This window comes from Ferdinandcohnia sp. GQ5 (assembly GCF_059759275.1).
Map to the genome: position 1 here is coordinate 73,023 of NZ_JCAXEW010000009.1, position 20,437 is coordinate 93,459.

The following is a 20,437-nucleotide window of genomic DNA, read 5'->3' on the forward strand; positions in this document are numbered from 1 at the left end:
GAAAAAATAAGCTCCCGATTTGGGAGCTTATTTTGGTAACCATTTATCATTCGTATGGAAAATAGTCCCTAAAGAGTATTTTGAAACTTCCTCTTCACTTAATGATTTTGCCCAGCTAACTCTGTGTGGGGAATCACTTCCAGGTCCTGTACTATTCCATTCGGAATACCGAGCTGTATTTTCATTGTCTTCATTTCGCCAATTATCCCATCCAAGGGGATGAATATGCTGACCCATCCATGTATTGATAAAGACTGTATGGGCAAATGGTCGCCAAGGGCGTCCTAAGTATACTTCAGAGACACCCTTTGCTCCAGTTAGTTTGCAATTTTTGAAAACATACCCATATTCATTTTCCCTAGGAGTTGACGCAGCGGTAATATAGCCTTTGCGAAGACTATGAATCGTACAATCCTCAAAAACAGCGACAGCAGAGCCAAAAATGAAATCTACATGTCCTTCAATATAGCACTCTGAGAAGTATTGTCTTCCCTTAGATGTGTAAAGAGTATCCTGATTTGCTAATAACCTAACATGGTTAAATGTACATTTATCACCAGCTACATAAAGTGCAAGTGCCTGGCCGATATCCTCACCATAACCGGCAACATTTTGAATTGTAAGATGTTTCAATTGGAATAAATCTGCAAACGCTTGGAAAGTAGCTGTTTCAAATGTCCCAATTTCATTCCCATCTGCGTTTTTCATTCTGGCAAATTTACTACCTGAAATAATCGTTTCGTATTCTCCAGCCCCAATGATGGTAATATTGGGTTTATTTTCAGGTACAGTTATGATTTCTTCGTATATACCTTTGTTTACATAAATGGTTACTGGTTCCAGAGGAAAGACCCGAACCGCATCAATCGCGGCTTGAATCGTGGAATAATCACCATCTCCCTGTTGAGAAACTACTAGTTTTTGCATGAACACAATTCCTTTCTTAGGTAGCTCTTATTGACTCACGATATTTACCAGGTGTCGTTCCTTCAATTTTCTTAAAGGAGCGAATAAAGTTTTGGGAGTTATTAAAGTTAAGTTTATCTGAAATTTCTTTCACGGAAATATCAGTTTCAGCAAGCCATTTTTTTGCCATATTAATTCGATACATGGATAAATATTCACTAAATGAAATGTTCATTTCTTTCCTAAAAATACTGCTTAAATAATTCGGATTGTAATGTAACCTATTTGCAATCATATCTAGTGTAATATTGGATTCAAATTCCTCATGAATGATATGAACAATGTTTTCTGAAATAGTTTTGTACTGGGATTCAGCACGGTCATCAATTTTTTGAAGAAGGGGATCAATGATGACTGTGATAAACCAGTCCTTTACTTCTTCTCTAGACTTCAGTTCATAGATTTTTTCAAATATTGAACGATTGTCTTCTAAATCTAATACATTGATTGCCAATGTGTGCATAAGTTCAATTAAATCACTTAATAATCTTACTAATGAAATTTGGTATTGAATATGATTCAGATCCTCAGAGAAAATTTCATCAATTAGCTCATTGAGTAAACGATAGACTTTCTCTTTGTCGTTCACTTTGATCGAGTCGAATAGTTCAGTTTCAAGTCGTTTAGGGAAGTAGGTATGCAAACCTTTTCCGATTTCAAGGTTTTCAAAGAAAATAATCGATTCAGTACCATATTTTAGAGTGTATTTGAGAGCTTCTAGGCTCTCCTTATAACCATTTCTCGTCTCAAGAACATTTATGAATGGTTCACTTATCCCAATACTTACAGGGACACTGTATTCCTCTTTTATTTTTTTCTGAATTTGTTCAGCAAGATCATTTACATATTGATTAAACTCATCCTTCGATTCTATGTTGCTTAATAGGAGGGTAACTTGAGTTTGTTTATTAACTATTGGCAGCATTCGCTCATCACTCGGAATCATTTCTTCAACCAGTCCATTAATAACAAATAATAGAACATCTTCTTCTTTTGGCTTATAAGAAGTCCCATCAAGACTGTCGATTTGAACTGTTAGAACACTGATCCATTTATAATCTAAGTTATAGCCAAAATATTTCATTCGACCTTCTAACTCTTCATCAGTAACATTTCCAGTTAAGAGTCGGTGCATGAAAAATTGTTTGAGTTGATTAATTTGGTTTGATAATGATTTTTCTAGGATATCATTTTGTTTCATCATGTCTTTTACATGGTTTTCTATAAAGACAAATTCATTCATATCTTTTCGTTCTTCTTTATTGGTTAATGAGTGTAAAATTACATTCTGTAATTGTTTAATAGGTTGATAGATTATTCTACTACCAAATAAAGCTAGTAATAATGAAACGCCAGCAATTAATAAGGTGATGGCAAGTGTTAGCCATCCGATGGATCTTGATTGAGCTGTTAGTTCACCAAGTTCAACGACAGAAACATAAGTCCAACCATTATAGAACGATTTTCGATAGGTAAAAAGATAGTCTGTACTATCGGATGCAATCGTAAATTGCCCAGTGTCTTCTTCAAGTGATGTATTTTCAGACAATACATCACTATATTCAAAAGCTTGTCCTACATTATTTGTATCGCTTTGTAAGACAACGGTTCCATTTTTGTCTAGAATATAAAAAGTTTCTAAAGAGTTGTCCTTCTTTAAAATATCGCGAAAACTGCATGTCGGTATATTCGCAATAATCATCCCTGTTTTGTTTGAAGAAATTGCAGGTATTTTCTTAATTAGGTTCAAATTATAGCCGCAAGCACGGGAAGCAGCTTGTTTGTACAAAGGTTCCTTCGATTTTTTTTCTAAAAGCCAGACAGAGCTTGTCTTTAGTGAAAGATAACGATCGGAGATTTCGTTCAGCTGTCCCTCAGATAATCGTTGTAGTCCGTAATTATTAACGAGCCAATTATTTTGAAGACTAATCAGAGCAACATCGGTGAGACGTGTATCGAATGTTTGCTGATGACTAAGATCGTCTCTTAACTGGTTATACAACTGGAATTGTCTTGTAGTAAGTGGTTCTCTTAATGATTCTATAATTTTTGATGAAGATGCTAACTGTGTCAGGGATTGGTCCACTGACTTAATAACCTGCTCGACATTTGTTTGGATTTGGTCCACACTATGTTCTTTTTCTTTTGCAACATAATTCTCCACAACAGAGGTTGAGCGAAGGAATGAAAATATTCCGACAATAATGACGGGAATAATGGCCAAAATACTTACAAATAAAATCATCCTATGGAAGAAGCTTCCGGGTAGCTTAAGTTTCATGTAATCACTCCAAATCTATTCAAATGTGAGGGGATGATTATTAAGTTTGTAACATCCCTGTAATATTCGAATGTCTATTAATTATAAATGTAAGCGTGCATAATTTGAATAATCATTTTGTTACATTGTGTTCATATTATTAGAACATTCCTAATGAATTCAAGGGTATACTGGCCTATTTAAAAGTAAATTAAATGATTATAGTTATTATTATAATAGTATCCTATCATAAAGGCAGGAGAGTTGTTATCGTTTTCAAATTTTACCTATTTCAATGTGAGAAAGGATGAATATTCTTGAATAAGACGATAGTTGAAAAATCACCTTTATATTTTGCACAAAAAATGTGTGACACTTTGATGACAAAGTTTACTCCAGAGGAGCTTCCACCTGGAGGACGTTGGCACTATCACCAAGGCGTATTTTTATGTGGAATGGATCTAGTTTACAACAAAACAGGTGAAGACAAATATTTTAATTACTTAAAGGCATATGTTGATCACAATATCGATGAAAATGGAAACTTATTATTTGCTAGAGATGAGTTAGATTCAATTCAAGCAGGACTGTTATTATTCCCATTATATAAAGCTACTGGATTAAAAAAATATGAAATAGCAGCACGACGCTTACGCAATATTTTTACAACTTTAAATCTTACAAGCGAAGGCGGATTCTGGCATAAGGATAAATACCCGTACCAAATGTGGCTAGATGGCTTATACATGGGTGGACCATTTGCGTTACATTATGCCAATGATTTCAATGAGCCAAATTTAATCGAGATGGTCATTCATCAGGAAAACTTAATGCGAAAGCATACAAAGAGTGAAGCGACCGGTTTATATCATCACGGTTGGGACGAAAAGGCGGTACAGCCATGGGCTCGTCCTGATGGTAAAGCTCCAGAGATTTGGGGGCGCGCTCTTGGTTGGTATGGATTAGCAGTCATAGACATGATTGATATTTTACCAGAGGGCCATCCACATAAGAAAGAGTGGATTGCATTCATTCGAGATTATGTTCGTGATGTCGTCAAATATCAGGATGAAAAGACTGGCCTATGGTACCAAGTTGTGGACAAGGGAGACAATGAAGATAACTGGCTTGAGACATCTGCTTCCAGTCTATTCGTTTATGTCATTGCCAAAGCTGTTTCTAAGAAATATGTAGGCGAGGAATTTGAAAAATATGCAACAAAGGCATATGAGGGACTGCTCAAGTATAAAGTTCAAGAAACTGAAGAAGGCACTCTTATTATAGATGATATTGTAATCGGTACTTCAATTGGAGTATATGACTATTATATTAATCGTGAGCGCAGCCATAACGACTTACATGGTGCAGGTGCTTTTATTATGGCAAGTATGGAGATGGAGAAATTGCTTGCTGAACATCCGGGGGTAAAATAATCAATGAAAAAATATGCAGTTTGTGGATTAAGTAACAGAGCACTAAAAATGTTTATTCCACCATTAGTTGAAAAGTTTGCAAAACAAAGCGAGATTGTTGGTTTGCTAGACAGCGATGAATACCGTCTTGAATTATGCAAGGAGAAATTTCCTGTATTAGCTCAAACACCGACATATCTTCCAAATCAGATTGATCAAATGATCGAGGAAACTAAACCGGATTGTATCATTGTTGTAAGCCGTGACAACACACATATCGATTACATTTTAAAAGCACTTGAACATGATGTTGATGTCATCACAGAAAAACCAATGGTTACAACCGCTAAAGATGCTAACAGGGTCATTGAAGCAGAACAACATAGTAAAGGTAAAGTGACTGTGGCATTTAATTATCGCTATAGTCCGTACCATCGAAAAATCAAGGAACTCGTTTTAGAAGGTAAAATAGGGAGAGTGACTTCGGTTGACTTGAATTGGTATATCGACACATACCACGGGGCGAGCTATTTCAAACGCTGGAATCGGAAAAGGGAACTTTCTGGTGGACTTTCAATCCATAAATCAACACATCATTTTGATCTTGTAAATTGGTGGATTGATCAATATCCAGAAGAGGTTTTTGCACATGGAGCCTTACATTATTATGGGCCAAATGGAGAGCTCAACCCAGACCCAAGTACTGATAACAGATATTGTGGTACATGCGATGTAAAAGATAATTGTGATTATTACTTAAGATGGAATCCTCGTGAATTTTCTGAAGTAATTGAAGATGATCACTTAAACATGGGCGATAAAAAAGAAAACAAATATACGGATTATCGACCGGATGCATGTATCTTTGACTCCGAGATAAACATAGAAGATACGTATACAGCTAGTGTAAAATACAACAAAGGTGCTCTATTAAGCTATTCTATTAATTTCTCTACACCATTTGAGGGCTATCGCTTAGCTATCAATGGTACTAAGGGAAGAATTGAAACTCAAGAATTTCATGCACCAAGTCGGGTACCTTTCGAAGTGCCTGAGCAAACAATTGATTACTATCCTTTATTTGGTTCAAAAGAAATTATTCATGTTGTCCAAACAGCTGGGGGTCATGGCGGTGGAGATCCTGTGTTAATTCATGATCTTTATCAAGGCATTGATCCAAGACGCCAATATGAAATACTCGCAGGTGCGGAAGCTGGAGCTTACTCAATCGCACTTGGAGAAGCGGTTTGGAAATCAGTCGAAGAGAAGAAACCAATTTCGATTAAAGAATTACTTAAAAGTTACCAAGGACAACTATCGGAATAAGTGTAACAATAAGTCGACAAGTCAGAAGCATAGAAGGTCAAGGAACTCGTCGCTTGAGGAACGGTACGAGGCAACAACATTATTCTTTCTTGTTGCCTTGTACTGAGGAATATACATCCTTGAATTAACTTGTATACGAAGCACACATACAAGGACCTTGTTCTATCTTTGTAATAAACTACCGAGATTCGCAGTTTATCATTTGATGACTTTTTGAACTTCCTTAATAAACAAAAATAGAAAGGGGAAAGACATATGCTAGGAGGATTGGACAGTCCATTTTACCGTTGGTGTGGGGCTATATCACGTTTGATTTATTTAAATATGCTATGGCTTCTATTTACAATAATGGGACTAGTTGTTGCAGGATTTGTACCCGCAACTGTAGCGCTTTTTGCAGTAACTCGAAAGTGGATCATGGGAGATGAAGATATCCCTGTCTTTTCAACATTTTGGAGTGTATATAAGAAAGAATTCTTAAAATCCAACCTCCTAGGGCTTACCCTGTTCATAGCTGGATATATCTTATATGTTGATCTTGTATTTCTTCCAACCACAAGCATGTTTTTTATTGTGGTAAGGTATGCACTAATTGCAATTTGTTCAGTTTACATCGTAATTCTACTATATATTTTCCCAATCTACGTACATTTTAATGGGAATATAAAATCGTATATAAAAAATGCCGTCATGTACGGTCTATCCTACCCACTCGTTACTTTTGCGATGGTATTAGGGATTTTCATACTTTATATGGGATTTACTTATGTCCCATCTCTTATACCTTTTCTAAGTGTAAGTATACTAGCCTATTTTATTATGTGGCTAGCGCTGAAAGTATTTGCAAGAATTGAAGAAAAAGTAAATGGGAAAGACGAAGTAAAATCAAATGAGAGAGAACCAAGTTTTAGTAAATAGACAAATTGAAGGTGTTTCAATGAAAAACATTCATATATATATTGCCGGAGATTCGACAGTATCTGATTGCCCACCGAACGAAGAACCGCGTGCAGGATGGGGACAGGTAATCAACCAATATTTTAAAGAAAATGTTATCATTCACAATTTCGCAATTGGCGGTCGAAGTTCAAAAAGTTTTATAGATGAAAAGAGGTTAGAATCAATACTAAATGAAATTCAACCGAATGATTACCTCTTTATTCAATTTGGTCATAACGATCAAAAACAGGACCATCGTAGAACAGAACCATATTCAACCTATCAAGAATATTTGAGCAAATATATCGAAGGCGCTAGAGCAAAAGAGGCAATCCCGATTTTAGTAACTTCGATGCATCGAAGAACCTTCGATGAAAACGGAAAAATAATGAATAGTTTAGGAGAGTATCCGGAAGCGATGGTCGCCCTAGCAAAAGAAAAACAAGTGAGTATCATCGATTTATGGAGTGATTCGAAGAATTTATATGAATCTTTAGGTCCTGAAGAATGTAAAAATCTTTTTTTTTGGTTTGAGCCGGGTGAACATCGAAACTACCCTGATGGAATTAGTGATGATACGCATTTTCGAGAGGATGGGGCAAATAAAATTGCCGAAATTATTGCCAAAGAAATTAAAAAAACAATCCCAGATTTAGCGTTATATCTTAAGGATTAAAGTGAGGTGTACATGTGATTAATCTAGGTATTCGCGCCCATGATGTGAAGGCTAGCTCTTTAGATGAACTTGTGCAAACAGTAAAAGATAAAGGGTTATCTTCTGTACAATTGGCCTTAGCAAAATCATTTCCACAACTAAATACGAGTTTAGGAAGTCTTTCACCGGGTTTTGCAAAGTATATAGGTAATGCTTTTCAACAAATGAACATCCAAATCGGAGTATTAGGCTGCTATATTAATATGATTCACCCAGATCAACGAGAACGTCAAAAAGCATTAGACCGTTTCAAGGAGCATATCCGTTATGCAAGAGATTTTGGTTGTAGTGTTGTTGGAACGGAAACAGGAAATGTCCATGCTAAAATGGGATTTACTGTAGATAATTTTCGAGAGAAACCTTTTTTAGATGTTGTAGATAGTGTGAAAGAACTTGTAAATGAAGCAGAAAAATTTGGAGTTATTGTGGGAATAGAAGCGGGAGTTAACCATCCTGTTTACAATCCAATGCTTTTAAAAAGGTTATTGGATGAAGTAAATTCAAATAATTTACAAATTATCTTTGACCCGGTAAATTTGTTAACTGTTGAAAATTACATTTATCAAGATGAAATTTTCAAAGAGGCAATCGAACTATTTGGAGATCGTATAATCATTGTTCATTGTAAAGACTTTGTTATTGAGAATGGCAAGTTAAAGTTTGCTCCTCCTGGTAAAGGGCTATTAAACTACGATTTAGTCATGGAACTGATTAAGCATAGAAAACCTTATATCCAATTTCTACTAGAAAGTACAACCGAACCTTTTATAGATGATAGTATTGCATTTTTACAAGAAAAATACGAAAATGCTTAGTATGGGATAATACGTAGTATATTCCTCGTATACACATCAGAAAGGATGAAAGGGCTTTGAGAGATAAAGGAAAGGTCAAAGAATTATTTGCAGCCATGAGTACAGCTGAAAAAGCCAAGTATATTTGGGAGTACTATAGATATTATCTAGTTGCTTTTGTTATTGTATTAATTGCCGCTATCTTTCTAGTAAACGACTATTCGCCCAAAAAGGATACTGCACTTTCAGTTCTTGTTTTAGGAGATTTGGTAGATTCAAATGAAATTAAAAATATTCAACAAAGGCTAAATGAAGGAATTCTTTCTGAAGAAGAAAGAAAAACACATGAGGTATCGATTCAGGTAATCCCATATGCACCGGATGCTGCAGATTTAAATGTTGTTATGGCAGCTCTACAACGAGTAACTGGAGAAATATCTACTGGAGAACTCGATGTTTTGTTCATTGATAAAGAACAGTTCGAGATTATGAATGGGGAACAATATTTTTATAGCTTAGATAAATTAATAGATAAAAAACTACCAGTTGATAAGGAATTTATGTATTATGATTCTGAAAATCAGGCTACTGGAATCGATGCGCAAGCATTGCCACTATTTAACGAAGCAATAGATGATCCAAATGTGGTAATGGGTGTCATTGTAAATACCCAAAGAACAGAAAATATAGAAAAAGTTTTCAAGATTTTATTCGAAGAATAGTTATTTTTTCATTGCAATATTAGTATATTACGATATTATTTAATTTGAAGGCAATTTAATTAGGAGGCTATATCCATGGAACATATGAAGCAACTAGTTGAAGCATTAAAAAACGGAAACGTTTTCGAAAATTCTAGTGAAGTAAAAGTTTACGAGAAATCCTTAACTCATCATGATAATGTAAGCCTTGTCATGGTAAGGGACCAACAGCAAAAATGGATCCTTGCATCAGGCGAAGGAGCTTTATTTGAAGAATTAGAGGGTACAGTGATTTCCGAAAATGGAAAGGCTTGTCCATTAACACACGAAAATCGTTTAGTATTAAATCGTTACTTTGAATATACTGTTCCAAGAGCATTTGGTACAAAAATTGCAACAATGGGTCTAGGTGACCGCTTAGGTCTAGCTTCACCAGGACATATTGAAACTGTTCGCGACCATAATGTGAAGCCAATTCTTGCTCAACAAAGTATTCGTGAATTAACATTAACGAATCGTACAATGAATGATGTAATTGACGCAGCAAGCTTTGCAGTATTCCAAGAAGGATATACAGGTGGATTTGGTGCAGACGGTGACCACTTAAAAGAAGAAGAAGATATTAAAATGGCATTATCACTTGGTATGTCAATGCTAACATTAGATTGTTCAGACCATATTCAAAACCGAGTTGAGGGCTTAACAGTAGAGGAAATCATTGCAGAATTTGATAGCCTCCCTGAAGAAACGAAGAATCACTATAATCAGCTATATTTAAACAAAGAATTCGATGTAAAAGGTCTTGAAATCGGATTTGATGAAAATACATTAAAGAAATTTGTATTGTTATACGGAAAAGCTTTAGAGTATATGGTCCATGTACATGAAACATATATCGAAAAAGCAGATCGTGATATTGATTTTGAAATTTCGATTGATGAAACTGAAACAGTTACATCTCCAGCAGCACATTTCTTTGTAGCAAATGAATTACAAAAACGTGGCGTAACAGTAACAAGCCTTGCTCCAAGATTCTGTGGTGAATTCCAAAAAGGAATTGATTATATCGGTGATATAGAACAATTCGAAAAAGAATTACGTGAACACGCGCTAATCGCTGAATACTTTGAATACAAATTAAGTATCCACTCTGGAAGTGATAAATTTACAGCTTTCCCAATTATCGCGAAGTATACGAATGGAGTTCTTCATGTTAAAACAGCTGGCACAAACTGGCTTGAAGCTGTACGTGTAATTGCAAAGGTAAATCCTGGATTATATAGAAGAATGCATGCATATGCTTTAGAACATTTAAATGAGGCACTTAAGTATTACCATATTACACCAGATATGAATACAATCGTACCACTTGATACAGTTTCTGATGAAAACCTTCCAGAATATATGAATAATGATGCAGCAAGACAAGTAATCCATGTAACATACGGATTATTGTTAACTGTAAAAGATGAAAACGGAAACTTCATTTTCAAAGATGAATTTTTCGGTACTTTGAATGATAATGAAGATGAATATCGTCAAGCCCTTGTTAAACACATTGGCAAGCACGTTGAATTATTAAACCTATAAAAAATGACTATTTTCAAAACACCTTTCTTTTAGCTATACTGGCTAAGGGAAGGTGTTTTTTATGCATAAATTTATCCTTATACTCTTTTTTGCTCTTTTTTTATCTGGCTGTGGGCCTCAAGGTACCGATCAGGAGTCTACTAAAGAGGTAGAATTAACGGTTTCTGCTGCTACAAGTATGCAGAATGTTTTACAAGAATTAAAGAACAATTTTGAAAAGGAACATTCTACAATTGATATCGCCTTTAATTTTGGCGCATCAGGTGCACTTGCACAACAAATCTCTCAAGGAGCTCCAGTTGATATCTTTTTATCGGCTTCTAAAGAAAAGTTCGATATACTTATTGATAAGGAACTTATTGACGAAGATCTCCAGCAAAATCTAACTGGCAATGAGATTGTGTTAATTGCTCCAAAACAAAACGAAAAGCAGATTACGGGAATAGAAGATTTGAAAACAAAGGCTGAACGGATATCAATAGGTATACCAGAATCTGTTCCTGCAGGGAAGTATGCGAAGGAAGCAATCGAAAGCATGGATATGTGGAATGAAATTGAAAATAAGTTAGTGCTTTCAAAAGATGTTAGGCAAGTCCTTACATATGTTGAGACTGGAAATGTTGATGCAGGGTTTGTCTACAAAACAGATGCACAATTATCAGATCAAATTCGGATTGTGATGAGTGTGGATACTAAGTATCATTCAGAGATTATTTATCCGATCGGAGTCTTAAAATCATCAGAACATTTAAATGAAGCAAAATTATTTTATGAATACTTATTGAGCGATGAAGCTATTGCTCTTTTAGAGGAATATGGGTTCTCAAACATAAAGTAAAAAGCAATTGGAGCATGATGTCCAATTGCTTTTTTGTTCTAGGTCTAGCTCAAGCACCTAGCCCCCTGTGCATTTGCTTTTACATATACGGATGTACACCCTTCGCAATCTCCTGTACGATGGTTGCAAGGGATGAGATTTGTTGATCGTCTAAGTTGAAAGAATCTTTGATTTTTGTTTCAAGATTATTCGTAATTCTACGTTTACCAACTTCAACAAGGGCAATAAGTGCAAAACTACAATTTACTGCTTTAGCAAAATCACGTTGAGTCATGTTGTTCTTTTTGCGTAAAAATTTTACAATATCTTTGTTTATCCTAGGCATTTTACACACTCCTTACCTATGGCTTTTTACATGTGGGAATATATATATGATTGCGTATCTATTATTCTATGATATTCACAATATTACCATCATATATAAAATTCGTCTAGGCAGGTTTTCAGGATGTCCAGCTTCAAGCGCCATCTGTTCGAGACAATAAGCGAATCGCTTCAGAAGGGAAAAAAACACTTTAAGTCAGCGTTCATCTTACGCTATTCACCAATAGAAGGGCGCCTTGCGTTTTCACATTGCCTAAGAATTTAAACAGCTGTAGAACCTGTCTACAGCTGTAATAGAGAATTACTTATCTCCATAAAGTCGGCGTGCAGCATGATTTGTTGGACCAACATATTCATTTAGTTGGAAGGAGTGACGAATGGCAGCTGTAATGAATTTCTTCGCTTCATATATGGCTTCCTTCACTTCTAATCCTTTTGCAAGTCCTGCTGCGATTGCAGCTGAAGAGGTGCAACCGGCACCGTGAGTAAATGTTGTTTCAAATCGGTCGCTTTCAAGGATCTCTATTTCTTTTCCATCATATAAAACATCTACTGCTTTATCATGTTTTAGCTTTCCGCCACCTTTTACGAGTACATATTTCGCACCAAGATCGTGTATCTTCACAGCAGCTTCTTTCATTTGATCAATAGTTGTGATTGAACCGATTCCACTTAGTTGACCTGCTTCAAATAAATTTGGAGTAATCACTGTTGCAAGTGGAGTTAGTATTTCTCTAAGGGCAACAGCATGATCCGGGAATAGAACTTCATCTTCTCCCTTACAAACCATTACAGGATCCACTACAAATTTTTGAAGATTATGTTTTTTAGCCGCATCTGCAGTAATTTCAATAATATCGACAGTAGGAAGCATACCAGTCTTTGCCGCATCGACACCTATTCCATCAAGGATTGTTGCTAATTGTGCCTTGATGATATCGAGGTCAACCGGAAAAACTTGGTGATTCCAACGATTATGCGGGTCCATCGCAACAATTACAGTTAAGGCAGACATGCCGTAAACTCCATGTTCTTGGAAGGTTTTTATGTCAGCTTGGAGACCAGCTCCACCACTACTATCAGAACCTGCAATCGTTAATGCTTTTGGTAAACTCATATTTGAAACCCCCATCTAAAAAGTTTGACAGACTTATTATATATCAATTGATAAAAATAGATATATTTATGCAATAAAAAAACGACTTTACAATATAAGGAAGGTATAAAACGTTGATTTAATAATAAAGAATTTGATACAATACACTGATGTAAGAGAAAAGTGTAATTCGATCCTAAACACATTCATATCTTGCAAATATTAATGATAGGCGGTCGAAAATAATGACAGAAACAAAACCTTATCGAGTATTACTTTACTATCAATATGTAACAATTGAAAATCCAGCAGAATTTGCAGCAGAGCATCTTGCTTTCTGTAAAGAAATCGGTCTAAAAGGTCGTATTTTAGTAGCGACAGAAGGTATTAATGGAACGGTCTCTGGAACTATTGAACAAACCGACAAGTATATGGAAGAAATGAGAAAAGATTCTCGTTTTGCAACAATGGTTTTTAAAATTGATGAAGCAGATGGACATGCTTTTAAGAAAATGCATGTTAGACCTCGTCCTGAGCTTGTCAACTTAAGCCTTGAGGATGATATTAACCCACATGAATTAACAGGTAAATATTTAAGTCCAAAAGAATTTTATGAAAAAATGCAAGATCAGAATACAATTATTTTAGATGCAAGAAATACGTATGAATATGATTTAGGACATTTCAGAGGCGCGATTAGACCAGACGTAGAAACTTTTCGTGATTTACCACAATGGGTAAGAGAAAACAAAGAAATGCTTGATGGAAAAAAGATACTAACGTACTGTACTGGCGGTATTCGTTGTGAAAAATTCTCTGGTTGGTTAGTAAGAGAAGGCTTCGAGGATGTTGGCCAGCTTCACGGAGGAATTGCAACATACGGTAAAGACCCTGAGGTACAAGGTGAACTTTGGGACGGCCAGCTTTACGTATTCGATGAAAGAATTGCTGTTCCAGTAAACCAAAAAGAGCATGTGATTGTAGGGAAAGACCATTTTACTGGAGAACCATGTGAACGCTATGTAAACTGTGCAAACCCTGAATGTAATGAACAAATACTTTGTTCTGAAGAAAATGAGCATAAATATCTAAGAGGCTGTACACATGAATGTCGCGTACACCCACGTAACCGTTATGTAGAAGAGAACGGGTTAACTGAGGAAGAAGTAGCAGAACGTTTACAAAACCTTGAAAAAGAATTAGTGCAACAATAATTATGAAAACCACAGTGTGAAAAACCACTGTGGTTTTTTCAAATACATAATTCTGGTACAATATAGGAAAAGAAAGGGGAGAATTGTGAAAATTATTGCATCTCAACCGTATATCACTATACAAAGAAAAATAGAGTGGAATGTGCAAAAGTATATTGAAAACCATCATCAGTTGCGATTGTTTGAAGACCGAATCCTTTCTTCTGCTAATGAATTTCATCTAGATCATGTGTATGATGTTTCCTACAGAGCGAGCTTTTTATATCTCCACACAAACCAAGGAGTATTCTCCTATAATATTAAAGAAGACCCAATTGATTTTATTAAAGCTTTTAAAGGTTTGAAACAGTAAATAACGTTTCGAGGTGAACTATGGAAATCGATAAAATTGTCAATATAGTTAAGGAACGCACTCCCTCTCTATTAGGCCGTGGAGATTTTAAGCGCTTTTCCATTCTTCTTCCTTTAATAAAAAAAGATAATGAAGTTCATATCCTTTTTGAGGTTCGTTCAAGTCAATTAAGACGACAGCCAGGTGAGATATGCTTTCCAGGTGGAAAAATGGACCCAACGGATAGAGATGAGCGGCATACAGCCATTAGAGAAACGATGGAGGAACTAGGGCTAAATGAAAGTGATATTACAAATGTAAGTCCACTAGATTATTTTGTTTCCCCTTTTGGTACAATTATTTATCCATACGTAGGTGTAATCAATAATCCTGATGAGATTCAACCGAATCCAGCAGAAGTTGGAGAAATATTTACGGTTCCACTGTCATTCTTACAATCAAATCCTCCACAGATTTTTAAAGTGAATTTTCATGTAGAGCCCGAAGAAAACTTTCCTTTTAACGATATCATTGGAGGGGAAAATTATAAATGGCAGGTAAGAGGTATGGACGAATGCTTCTATTATTATGAAGACCGTGTCATCTGGGGTTTAACAGCCGGAATCCTAAAACACTTTTTAGAAGTAATTGAAAAAAGCCCTATATAAAGGGCTTTTGTGTTTTACTTTGTAAATTTAGTGCTTCTCCAATTCGTTACCTTTATTGATGTATGCGAAAAGTGTAAGGTAACGCAGGATTCTACAATGATGCCAAAAAGTGCGGTACCAATCGCTAGATGAATAACTGCCCAAGGAATAGATAATGCCGTCTTGATTGTGAAAATGCCTGCTATAATTTGTGATAAAACGGTTAGTGAAGTTAGCACAAGTCTTAATCGAATGCTTGTACTCCAGTTCTTAGTGAATGCAAAAAACGTCAGAATAAGTATGTAAATAGCTGAAGCATACGCAAAGAACCGATGTAAGGATTGTAAAATCTGAGCTTTATTTAATGGAAGGAAAGAGTTTGAACAAGATAACCATTCGCATGCTAAACCATACGACTGATGCTTTATATAAGCGCCAAAACCTAAGGTGAAAGTTAGCAGTAATATAAGGATGAAATAGTGCTTCTTTAAGGGTGACGCATTACTTACGCTGACTGTTGAACTTGTTTGGCATTTCCATATAAAAAGCAAGCATGCAAAATAGGCCATTGCAATAAGTAGATGAATGGTAACAACAATTGCTGGCAAATCAAGTAAAACAACAATCGCACCAAGAATAACCTGAAGGATAAGGAGAAGCATCATCCAATTTGCTGTTGTTTTTACATGATTTTCAGTTTCAGTTCGCTTAACTTTTAAAAATAATATGGCAGAAAGAACAAAAAGCAGAGCACCAATTACACGATGTGCATATTCAATGAGTGTTTCACCTTCTAATACAGGTATTAATACACCGTTACATAATGGCCAATCTGGCCCACAGCCCATACCTGATTGAGATGAAGCGACATAACCACCAAACACAATTAAAAAATAAGCTACAAGAATAGATAAGATAGAAAGACCCCGAATGCCCAACAATCATACCCCCAATTATTTGATAGTATTAGTGTACCAACGTGAATTTCGGAATGTAGTGGTTTTAATCACACTTTTTAGAAAATTTGGCATTCATGATTTGGATGAAAGCAGTCAGACTTTCCTTGGAATACATCGGATTGCATTAATTAGGAAGTAGATGGGCTTCAACTATCGTATAAATATGCCTCCTACCAGTTATTAGGAAGTTGATAGCACACCAACAGTCGTGGAGATACACTGAATTCCAGAAAATAGGAGGTTGATAGTACTCCACCCGTCGTGGAGATACACCATATTCCAGAAATTAGGAAGTTGATAGCGCTCTAATCGTGTCGGGGATACATCATGTCCAGAAGTTAGGAGGATGATAGCACTTCAACTGTCGTGAAGATACATCGTGTTCCAGAAATTAGGAAGTTGATAGCACTCCAATCATCTTAATAGCACAAAAAAAGAGTATCGGTTTCCCAATACTCTTTCAAGTTTATATGTCAGTTTCCTAGTAGATCTCTAAGTTTGTTTTCAACCTTTTCACTGACATTCTTAATGTCTTTTTTTGCCTCTTCCAATACGATCTTCCATTTGGCACTTTCTTCTTTTAATGTTTCTTCGATTTTTTCAGCTTGCTCTTTAATTTCTTCCTTGGTAATCGTTTTTCGGTCCTCTTGTCCCGAAAGCTTCGCATTAACAGAAACAACATCAAAGGAGTCTACTTCCATTGTAGGAAGTACTTCGTCCATTATTCCTTTAAATAAAGGAACAATATAGTCAGAGCTACTACCTTGGATATAATGTGTTTTGTCTGTTTTGTCATAGCCCATCCAAACGGCACCGACGAAATTAGGTGTATATCCAACAAACCATTGGTCCTTAGTTCCATTAATCTCTTTATAAGGGAGCTGGGTAGAACCTGTTTTCCCAGCTAGCTCAACTCCAGGGATTTTTGTGCCTCTACCTGAACCTGTTTCAACAACGTTTAGTAGCATAGAAGTCATATCGTTTGCCACTTTTTTTGATGTAACCTTAGTTGTTTTATGCTTATGTTCAGCAATGACATTTCCTGTTGGTCCTACTATTTTTGAGATTAGATGTCCTTCCGGTCGTTTTCCTTCATTTGCAAAGACTGAATAAGCCTCCGCTAGTTGTAAAGGTGAAGTCCCTTTATGCATTCCACCCAGTCCGATACCTAGATATTTATCTTCTTCTGAATATGGAATACCAAATCTTCGTAAAGAATCAAGTCCTTTATTAAGTCCAATTTGGTCTAACAGCCAAACGGTCGGTGCATTTAAAGAGTGCTCAAGGGCTTCATACATTTTTACTTCACCTTGGTACGATTTTGAGAAGTTTTCAGGTGTGTAATCTCCATATGTTTTTAACTCATCAACTAATACGGAAGTGACTTCATACCCTTCTTCAAGTGCAGGAGTATATACTGCTAATGGCTTTAGTGTTGACCCTGGTTGAGCCTGCAAATGAGTTGCTCGATTAAAACCACGGAATACATGTTCACCACGGCCGCCGACTAAACCGAGCACACCTCCAGTCTTTGGATGTAACATTACAGCACCACTTTGTACAAGAACGTCCCTCCCCTTAGGGAAAAGATAGTCCTTTTTATAAACATCTTCAAGGGCAGATTGAATGTCTTGATCCATCTCAGTATAGAAGCGATAGCCACGAGTCAGAATCTCCTCTTGCGTCAACCCATATTTCTTAATGGCCTCATCTAGCACTGCGTCAACATAATAAGGATAGTTTCTTTCTATATAGCTTCCACCACCATCTTCAAGCTTGATTTCTTCTTGTTTCGCTTGTGCATATTCATCATCGGAAATCATCTGTAACTCATGCATTTTTAACAGAACTGTATTTCTTCGCTTAATCACACCATCATAGTTTTTATAAGGATTTAAAGCTGATGGTGCTTGGAGAATTCCAGCAAGCATTGCAGCCTCACTGATTGATACATTGTCAATTTCCTTATTAAAGTACTTTTTCGAAGCTTGGCTAATGCCCCATGATCCATTTCCGAAGAAGACTTGATTTAAATACATTTGTAAAATCTCATCCTTGGTATAATGCTTTTCAATTTCCAATGCTAAAAAGAGTTCTTCGATTTTACGTTTATAGGTTTGTTCAGGAGAGAGAAGCGCATTTTTTGTAAGTTGCTGAGTAATCGTACTGCCTCCACCTGTAATTCTTCCGGCAAATAAATTATTAAAAAAGGCGCGTGTGATTCCTTTAATATCAAAACCATTATGGGAATAGAAGCGCTCATCCTCTATTGCAATAACCGCATTTTTTACATGCTCAGGAAGTTCTTCTACCAAGACACCCTCAGTTCGATTTGTTGAAATATTGGTTGCGACTTCACCATCTTTATCATAAATAACAGTTGCTTGACGCAAACCGTCTTTCAATGATTGAACGTTTGCCTGAGTAGCCATAAAGGCAAAGAAGAGCATAGACAATAAGATAAACACCAATACAATAAGTAATAAAATTTTAGTAATATGCTTATCTCGCCAAAAACGTTTAATAGATTCCCAAAGTCGTTTTATATACGGCATTATCTTTTCAAAAATACCTCTCATATTTGTTTCTCCATTCATTAGGATACTGAACTTATATTTTATAACAGTTATTCGAATAAGAAAAATATAATATAATCAATTTATAGATTATATTTATAAGTTGTACGAATAGATGAAGTGTTTTATGGGAGGGTAAAAAATGGAAAAACAACAATTATTCATCAATGGAAAATGGGAAGAAGGCGTCCAGTACGAAGAATTACGCTCACCCTATAATCAAGAGGTCATTTCAATGATCCCTTTAGCTACAAAAGAACAGGTAGAAAACGCAATTGCAAGTGCCCAACAAACGACAAAAACAATGCGAAATTTAACAGCTTTTGAGCGGGCAGAAATCTTAGAAAAGGTATCTGATCTGTTTACTGAAAGGCTCGAGGAATGTGCTCTTATCCTAGCTTCTGAAAATGCCAAACCACTAAAAGCTGCGAGGGGAGAAATTGTTAGAACTGCTGAAACTTACAAATTTGCTGCAGAAGAGGCCAAGCGCCTTCACGGGGAGACTGTACCACTTGATGCTGCAAAAAGCGGGAAAGGAAGATTTGGATACACAAAAAGAGAACCGCTGGGTGTCATCGCAGCAATCACGCCGTTTAACTTTCCTTTTAACCTAGTTGCACACAAGCTTGGCCCAGCCTTTGCGGCGGGAAATACGGTCGTATTAAAGCCTGCATCACAAACACCTTTAAGTGCAATTATGACAGCGAAGCTATTTGAAGAAGCTGGACTGCCAAAAGGTGCTCTGAATGTCGTGACAGGAAAAGGCAGTGTGGTAGGAGATTTACTTGTTCAGGACGATCGTGTGAAAATGATTACTTTTACAGGTAGTGTACCAGTAGGAATGCGAATTAAAGAGAAAGCAGGACTTAAGCGCGTTACTCTCGAATTGGGCTCGAATGCTGCTGTCATCATTGATAGTACTGATGATTTGGAGACAGCAGCAGCTCGTTGTGCAGAGGGAGCATTCAATTTTGCTGGGCAGGTATGTATTTCGGTTCAACGTATCTATGTGAATGAAAATGTATTTGAAGAGTTCGTTGGAAAATTGAAGTACTATACTAGACAACTAGTTCTTGGTGACCCAAAATCAGAAACGACAGATGTATCATCTCTCATCAATCCAAACGAAACGGATCGAATCGATAAGTGGGTCCAAGAGGCGAAGGCAGATGGCGCAAAAGTCGTCTATGGTGGTAAACAAGATGGAACTGTCTTCCAACCTACAATCTTAGTAAACACTAACGAAAAACTTTCCGTTTCTTGTAATGAAGCATTTGGTCCGGTTGTGTCCGTAAATTCGTATAAAACATGGGATGAGGCTATCAGTCTCGTAAATGACTCAGAATATGGGCTGCAGGCAGGAGTCTATACCACAAATATTCAAAGAGCATTTGAGGCAGCTGACAGATTAGAGGTAGGAGGAGTCATCATTAATGATATTCCAACCTTTAGAGTTGATAATATGCCATATGGGGGAGTTAAAAACAGTGGAGTTGGAAAAGAAGGTATCAAATATTCGACAGAAGAAATGACAGAATTGAAATTTGTATCCTTTAAACTATAAATACGAGTTCAAAAGGAGGTGAAAAGGACCGAGCAGTTCAAGGCTGTGTAGCTCCCGAGTACCGGAGTGTGGCAACTCCTTGAGTTAACTCCCTTGCAGCCTTGCGCTGAGGAATTGACTTCGTGAAAAAACAAGTAGACGCAAGCACATAACCTAGTAATTCACTATATTCTTGGAGTGATTTA

Annotated in this window: 18 protein-coding genes; 12 read left to right on the forward strand and 6 right to left on the reverse strand. The window is 36.3% G+C overall.

All coding sequences use genetic code 11. From position 1 onward, the window contains the following. Positions 1-27: 27 nt before the first annotated feature. Positions 28-927, reverse strand: a complete 900-nt coding sequence (locus AC6CHV_RS12635; protein WP_440273667.1) for a pectinesterase family protein — start codon at positions 925-927, stop codon at positions 28-30. Positions 928-943: 16 nt separating this feature from the next. Further along, positions 944-3,247, reverse strand: a complete 2,304-nt coding sequence (locus AC6CHV_RS12640) for a helix-turn-helix domain-containing protein (RefSeq protein ID WP_341332467.1) — start codon at positions 3,245-3,247, stop codon at positions 944-946. Between the two features lie 296 nt (positions 3,248-3,543). Here AC6CHV_RS12640 and AC6CHV_RS12645 point away from each other — a divergent pair, with 296 nt between their 5' ends. The 8 genes from AC6CHV_RS12645 to modA all read left to right on the forward strand — a co-directional run bounded on the left by AC6CHV_RS12645 (position 3,544) and on the right by modA (position 11,541). Continuing rightward, a complete protein-coding gene (locus tag AC6CHV_RS12645; RefSeq protein WP_498078989.1) occupies positions 3,544-4,659 on the forward strand; it encodes a glycoside hydrolase family 88 protein in 1,116 nt (371 codons plus the stop codon). Between the two features lie 3 nt (positions 4,660-4,662). Next, entirely contained in the window at positions 4,663-5,964 is a 1,302-nt protein-coding gene (locus tag AC6CHV_RS12650) for a Gfo/Idh/MocA family protein (protein WP_341332465.1), read from the forward strand. Positions 5,965-6,219: 255 nt separating this feature from the next. After that, entirely contained in the window at positions 6,220-6,882 is a 663-nt protein-coding gene (locus AC6CHV_RS12655; protein ID WP_341332464.1) for a YesL family protein, read from the forward strand. A gap of 19 nt (positions 6,883-6,901) precedes the next feature. Continuing rightward, complete coding sequence (locus AC6CHV_RS12660) at positions 6,902-7,579, forward strand: GDSL-type esterase/lipase family protein (protein WP_498078990.1); 678 nt, start codon at positions 6,902-6,904, stop codon at positions 7,577-7,579. 17 nt (positions 7,580-7,596) lie between these two features. Continuing rightward, positions 7,597-8,433, forward strand: a complete 837-nt coding sequence (locus tag AC6CHV_RS12665; protein WP_498079029.1) for a TIM barrel protein — start codon at positions 7,597-7,599, stop codon at positions 8,431-8,433. Positions 8,434-8,489: 56 nt separating this feature from the next. Continuing rightward, the gene (locus AC6CHV_RS12670) at positions 8,490-9,134 is read left to right on the forward strand and encodes a hypothetical protein (protein ID WP_341332462.1); all 645 of its coding nucleotides are present in this window, start codon (positions 8,490-8,492) and stop codon (positions 9,132-9,134) included. Positions 9,135-9,209: 75 nt separating this feature from the next. Then, entirely contained in the window at positions 9,210-10,703 is a 1,494-nt protein-coding gene (locus AC6CHV_RS12675; protein ID WP_498078991.1) for a tagaturonate epimerase family protein, read from the forward strand. Positions 10,704-10,764: 61 nt separating this feature from the next. Further along, positions 10,765-11,541 carry a molybdate ABC transporter substrate-binding protein gene (modA, locus tag AC6CHV_RS12680; RefSeq protein WP_341332460.1) on the forward strand — a complete coding sequence of 259 codons (777 nt, stop codon included), beginning with the start codon at positions 10,765-10,767 and terminating at the stop codon, positions 11,539-11,541. A gap of 79 nt (positions 11,542-11,620) precedes the next feature. Here modA and AC6CHV_RS12685 read toward each other — a convergent pair whose 3' ends face one another. Together AC6CHV_RS12685 and AC6CHV_RS12690 are read right to left on the reverse strand one after the other, a co-directional pair. After that, positions 11,621-11,866, reverse strand: a complete 246-nt coding sequence (locus AC6CHV_RS12685) for a helix-turn-helix domain-containing protein (protein ID WP_341332459.1) — start codon at positions 11,864-11,866, stop codon at positions 11,621-11,623. Positions 11,867-12,166: 300 nt separating this feature from the next. Continuing rightward, a complete protein-coding gene (locus tag AC6CHV_RS12690) occupies positions 12,167-12,982 on the reverse strand; it encodes a bifunctional hydroxymethylpyrimidine kinase/phosphomethylpyrimidine kinase (RefSeq protein WP_341332458.1) in 816 nt (271 codons plus the stop codon). A gap of 224 nt (positions 12,983-13,206) precedes the next feature. Here AC6CHV_RS12690 and trhO point away from each other — a divergent pair, with 224 nt between their 5' ends. The 3 genes from trhO (at position 13,207) to AC6CHV_RS12705 (ending at position 15,174) form a co-directional block, all read left to right on the forward strand. After that, the gene (trhO, locus tag AC6CHV_RS12695; protein ID WP_341332457.1) at positions 13,207-14,175 is read left to right on the forward strand and encodes an oxygen-dependent tRNA uridine(34) hydroxylase TrhO; all 969 of its coding nucleotides are present in this window, start codon (positions 13,207-13,209) and stop codon (positions 14,173-14,175) included. An 85-nt stretch (positions 14,176-14,260) separates the two neighbouring features. Continuing rightward, positions 14,261-14,527, forward strand: a complete 267-nt coding sequence (locus tag AC6CHV_RS12700) for a hypothetical protein (protein WP_341332456.1) — start codon at positions 14,261-14,263, stop codon at positions 14,525-14,527. Positions 14,528-14,547: 20 nt separating this feature from the next. After that, positions 14,548-15,174, forward strand: a complete 627-nt coding sequence (locus tag AC6CHV_RS12705) for an NUDIX hydrolase (protein WP_440273664.1) — start codon at positions 14,548-14,550, stop codon at positions 15,172-15,174. A 14-nt stretch (positions 15,175-15,188) separates the two neighbouring features. On the opposite strand, the gene AC6CHV_RS12710 is transcribed toward AC6CHV_RS12705, so the two are convergent. Together AC6CHV_RS12710 and AC6CHV_RS12715 are read right to left on the reverse strand one after the other, a co-directional pair. Beyond that, positions 15,189-16,091 carry a COX15/CtaA family protein gene (locus tag AC6CHV_RS12710; RefSeq protein WP_440273663.1) on the reverse strand — a complete coding sequence of 301 codons (903 nt, stop codon included), beginning with the start codon at positions 16,089-16,091 and terminating at the stop codon, positions 15,189-15,191. Positions 16,092-16,585: 494 nt separating this feature from the next. After that, positions 16,586-18,667, reverse strand: coding sequence for a transglycosylase domain-containing protein (locus AC6CHV_RS12715; protein WP_341333565.1), 2,082 nt, complete (start codon positions 18,665-18,667; stop codon positions 16,586-16,588). Positions 18,668-18,830: 163 nt separating this feature from the next. On the opposite strand from AC6CHV_RS12715, the gene AC6CHV_RS12720 reads away from it, so the two are divergent. Then, positions 18,831-20,252, forward strand: coding sequence for an aldehyde dehydrogenase family protein (locus AC6CHV_RS12720; protein ID WP_341332454.1), 1,422 nt, complete (start codon positions 18,831-18,833; stop codon positions 20,250-20,252). Positions 20,253-20,437 lie beyond the last annotated feature (185 nt).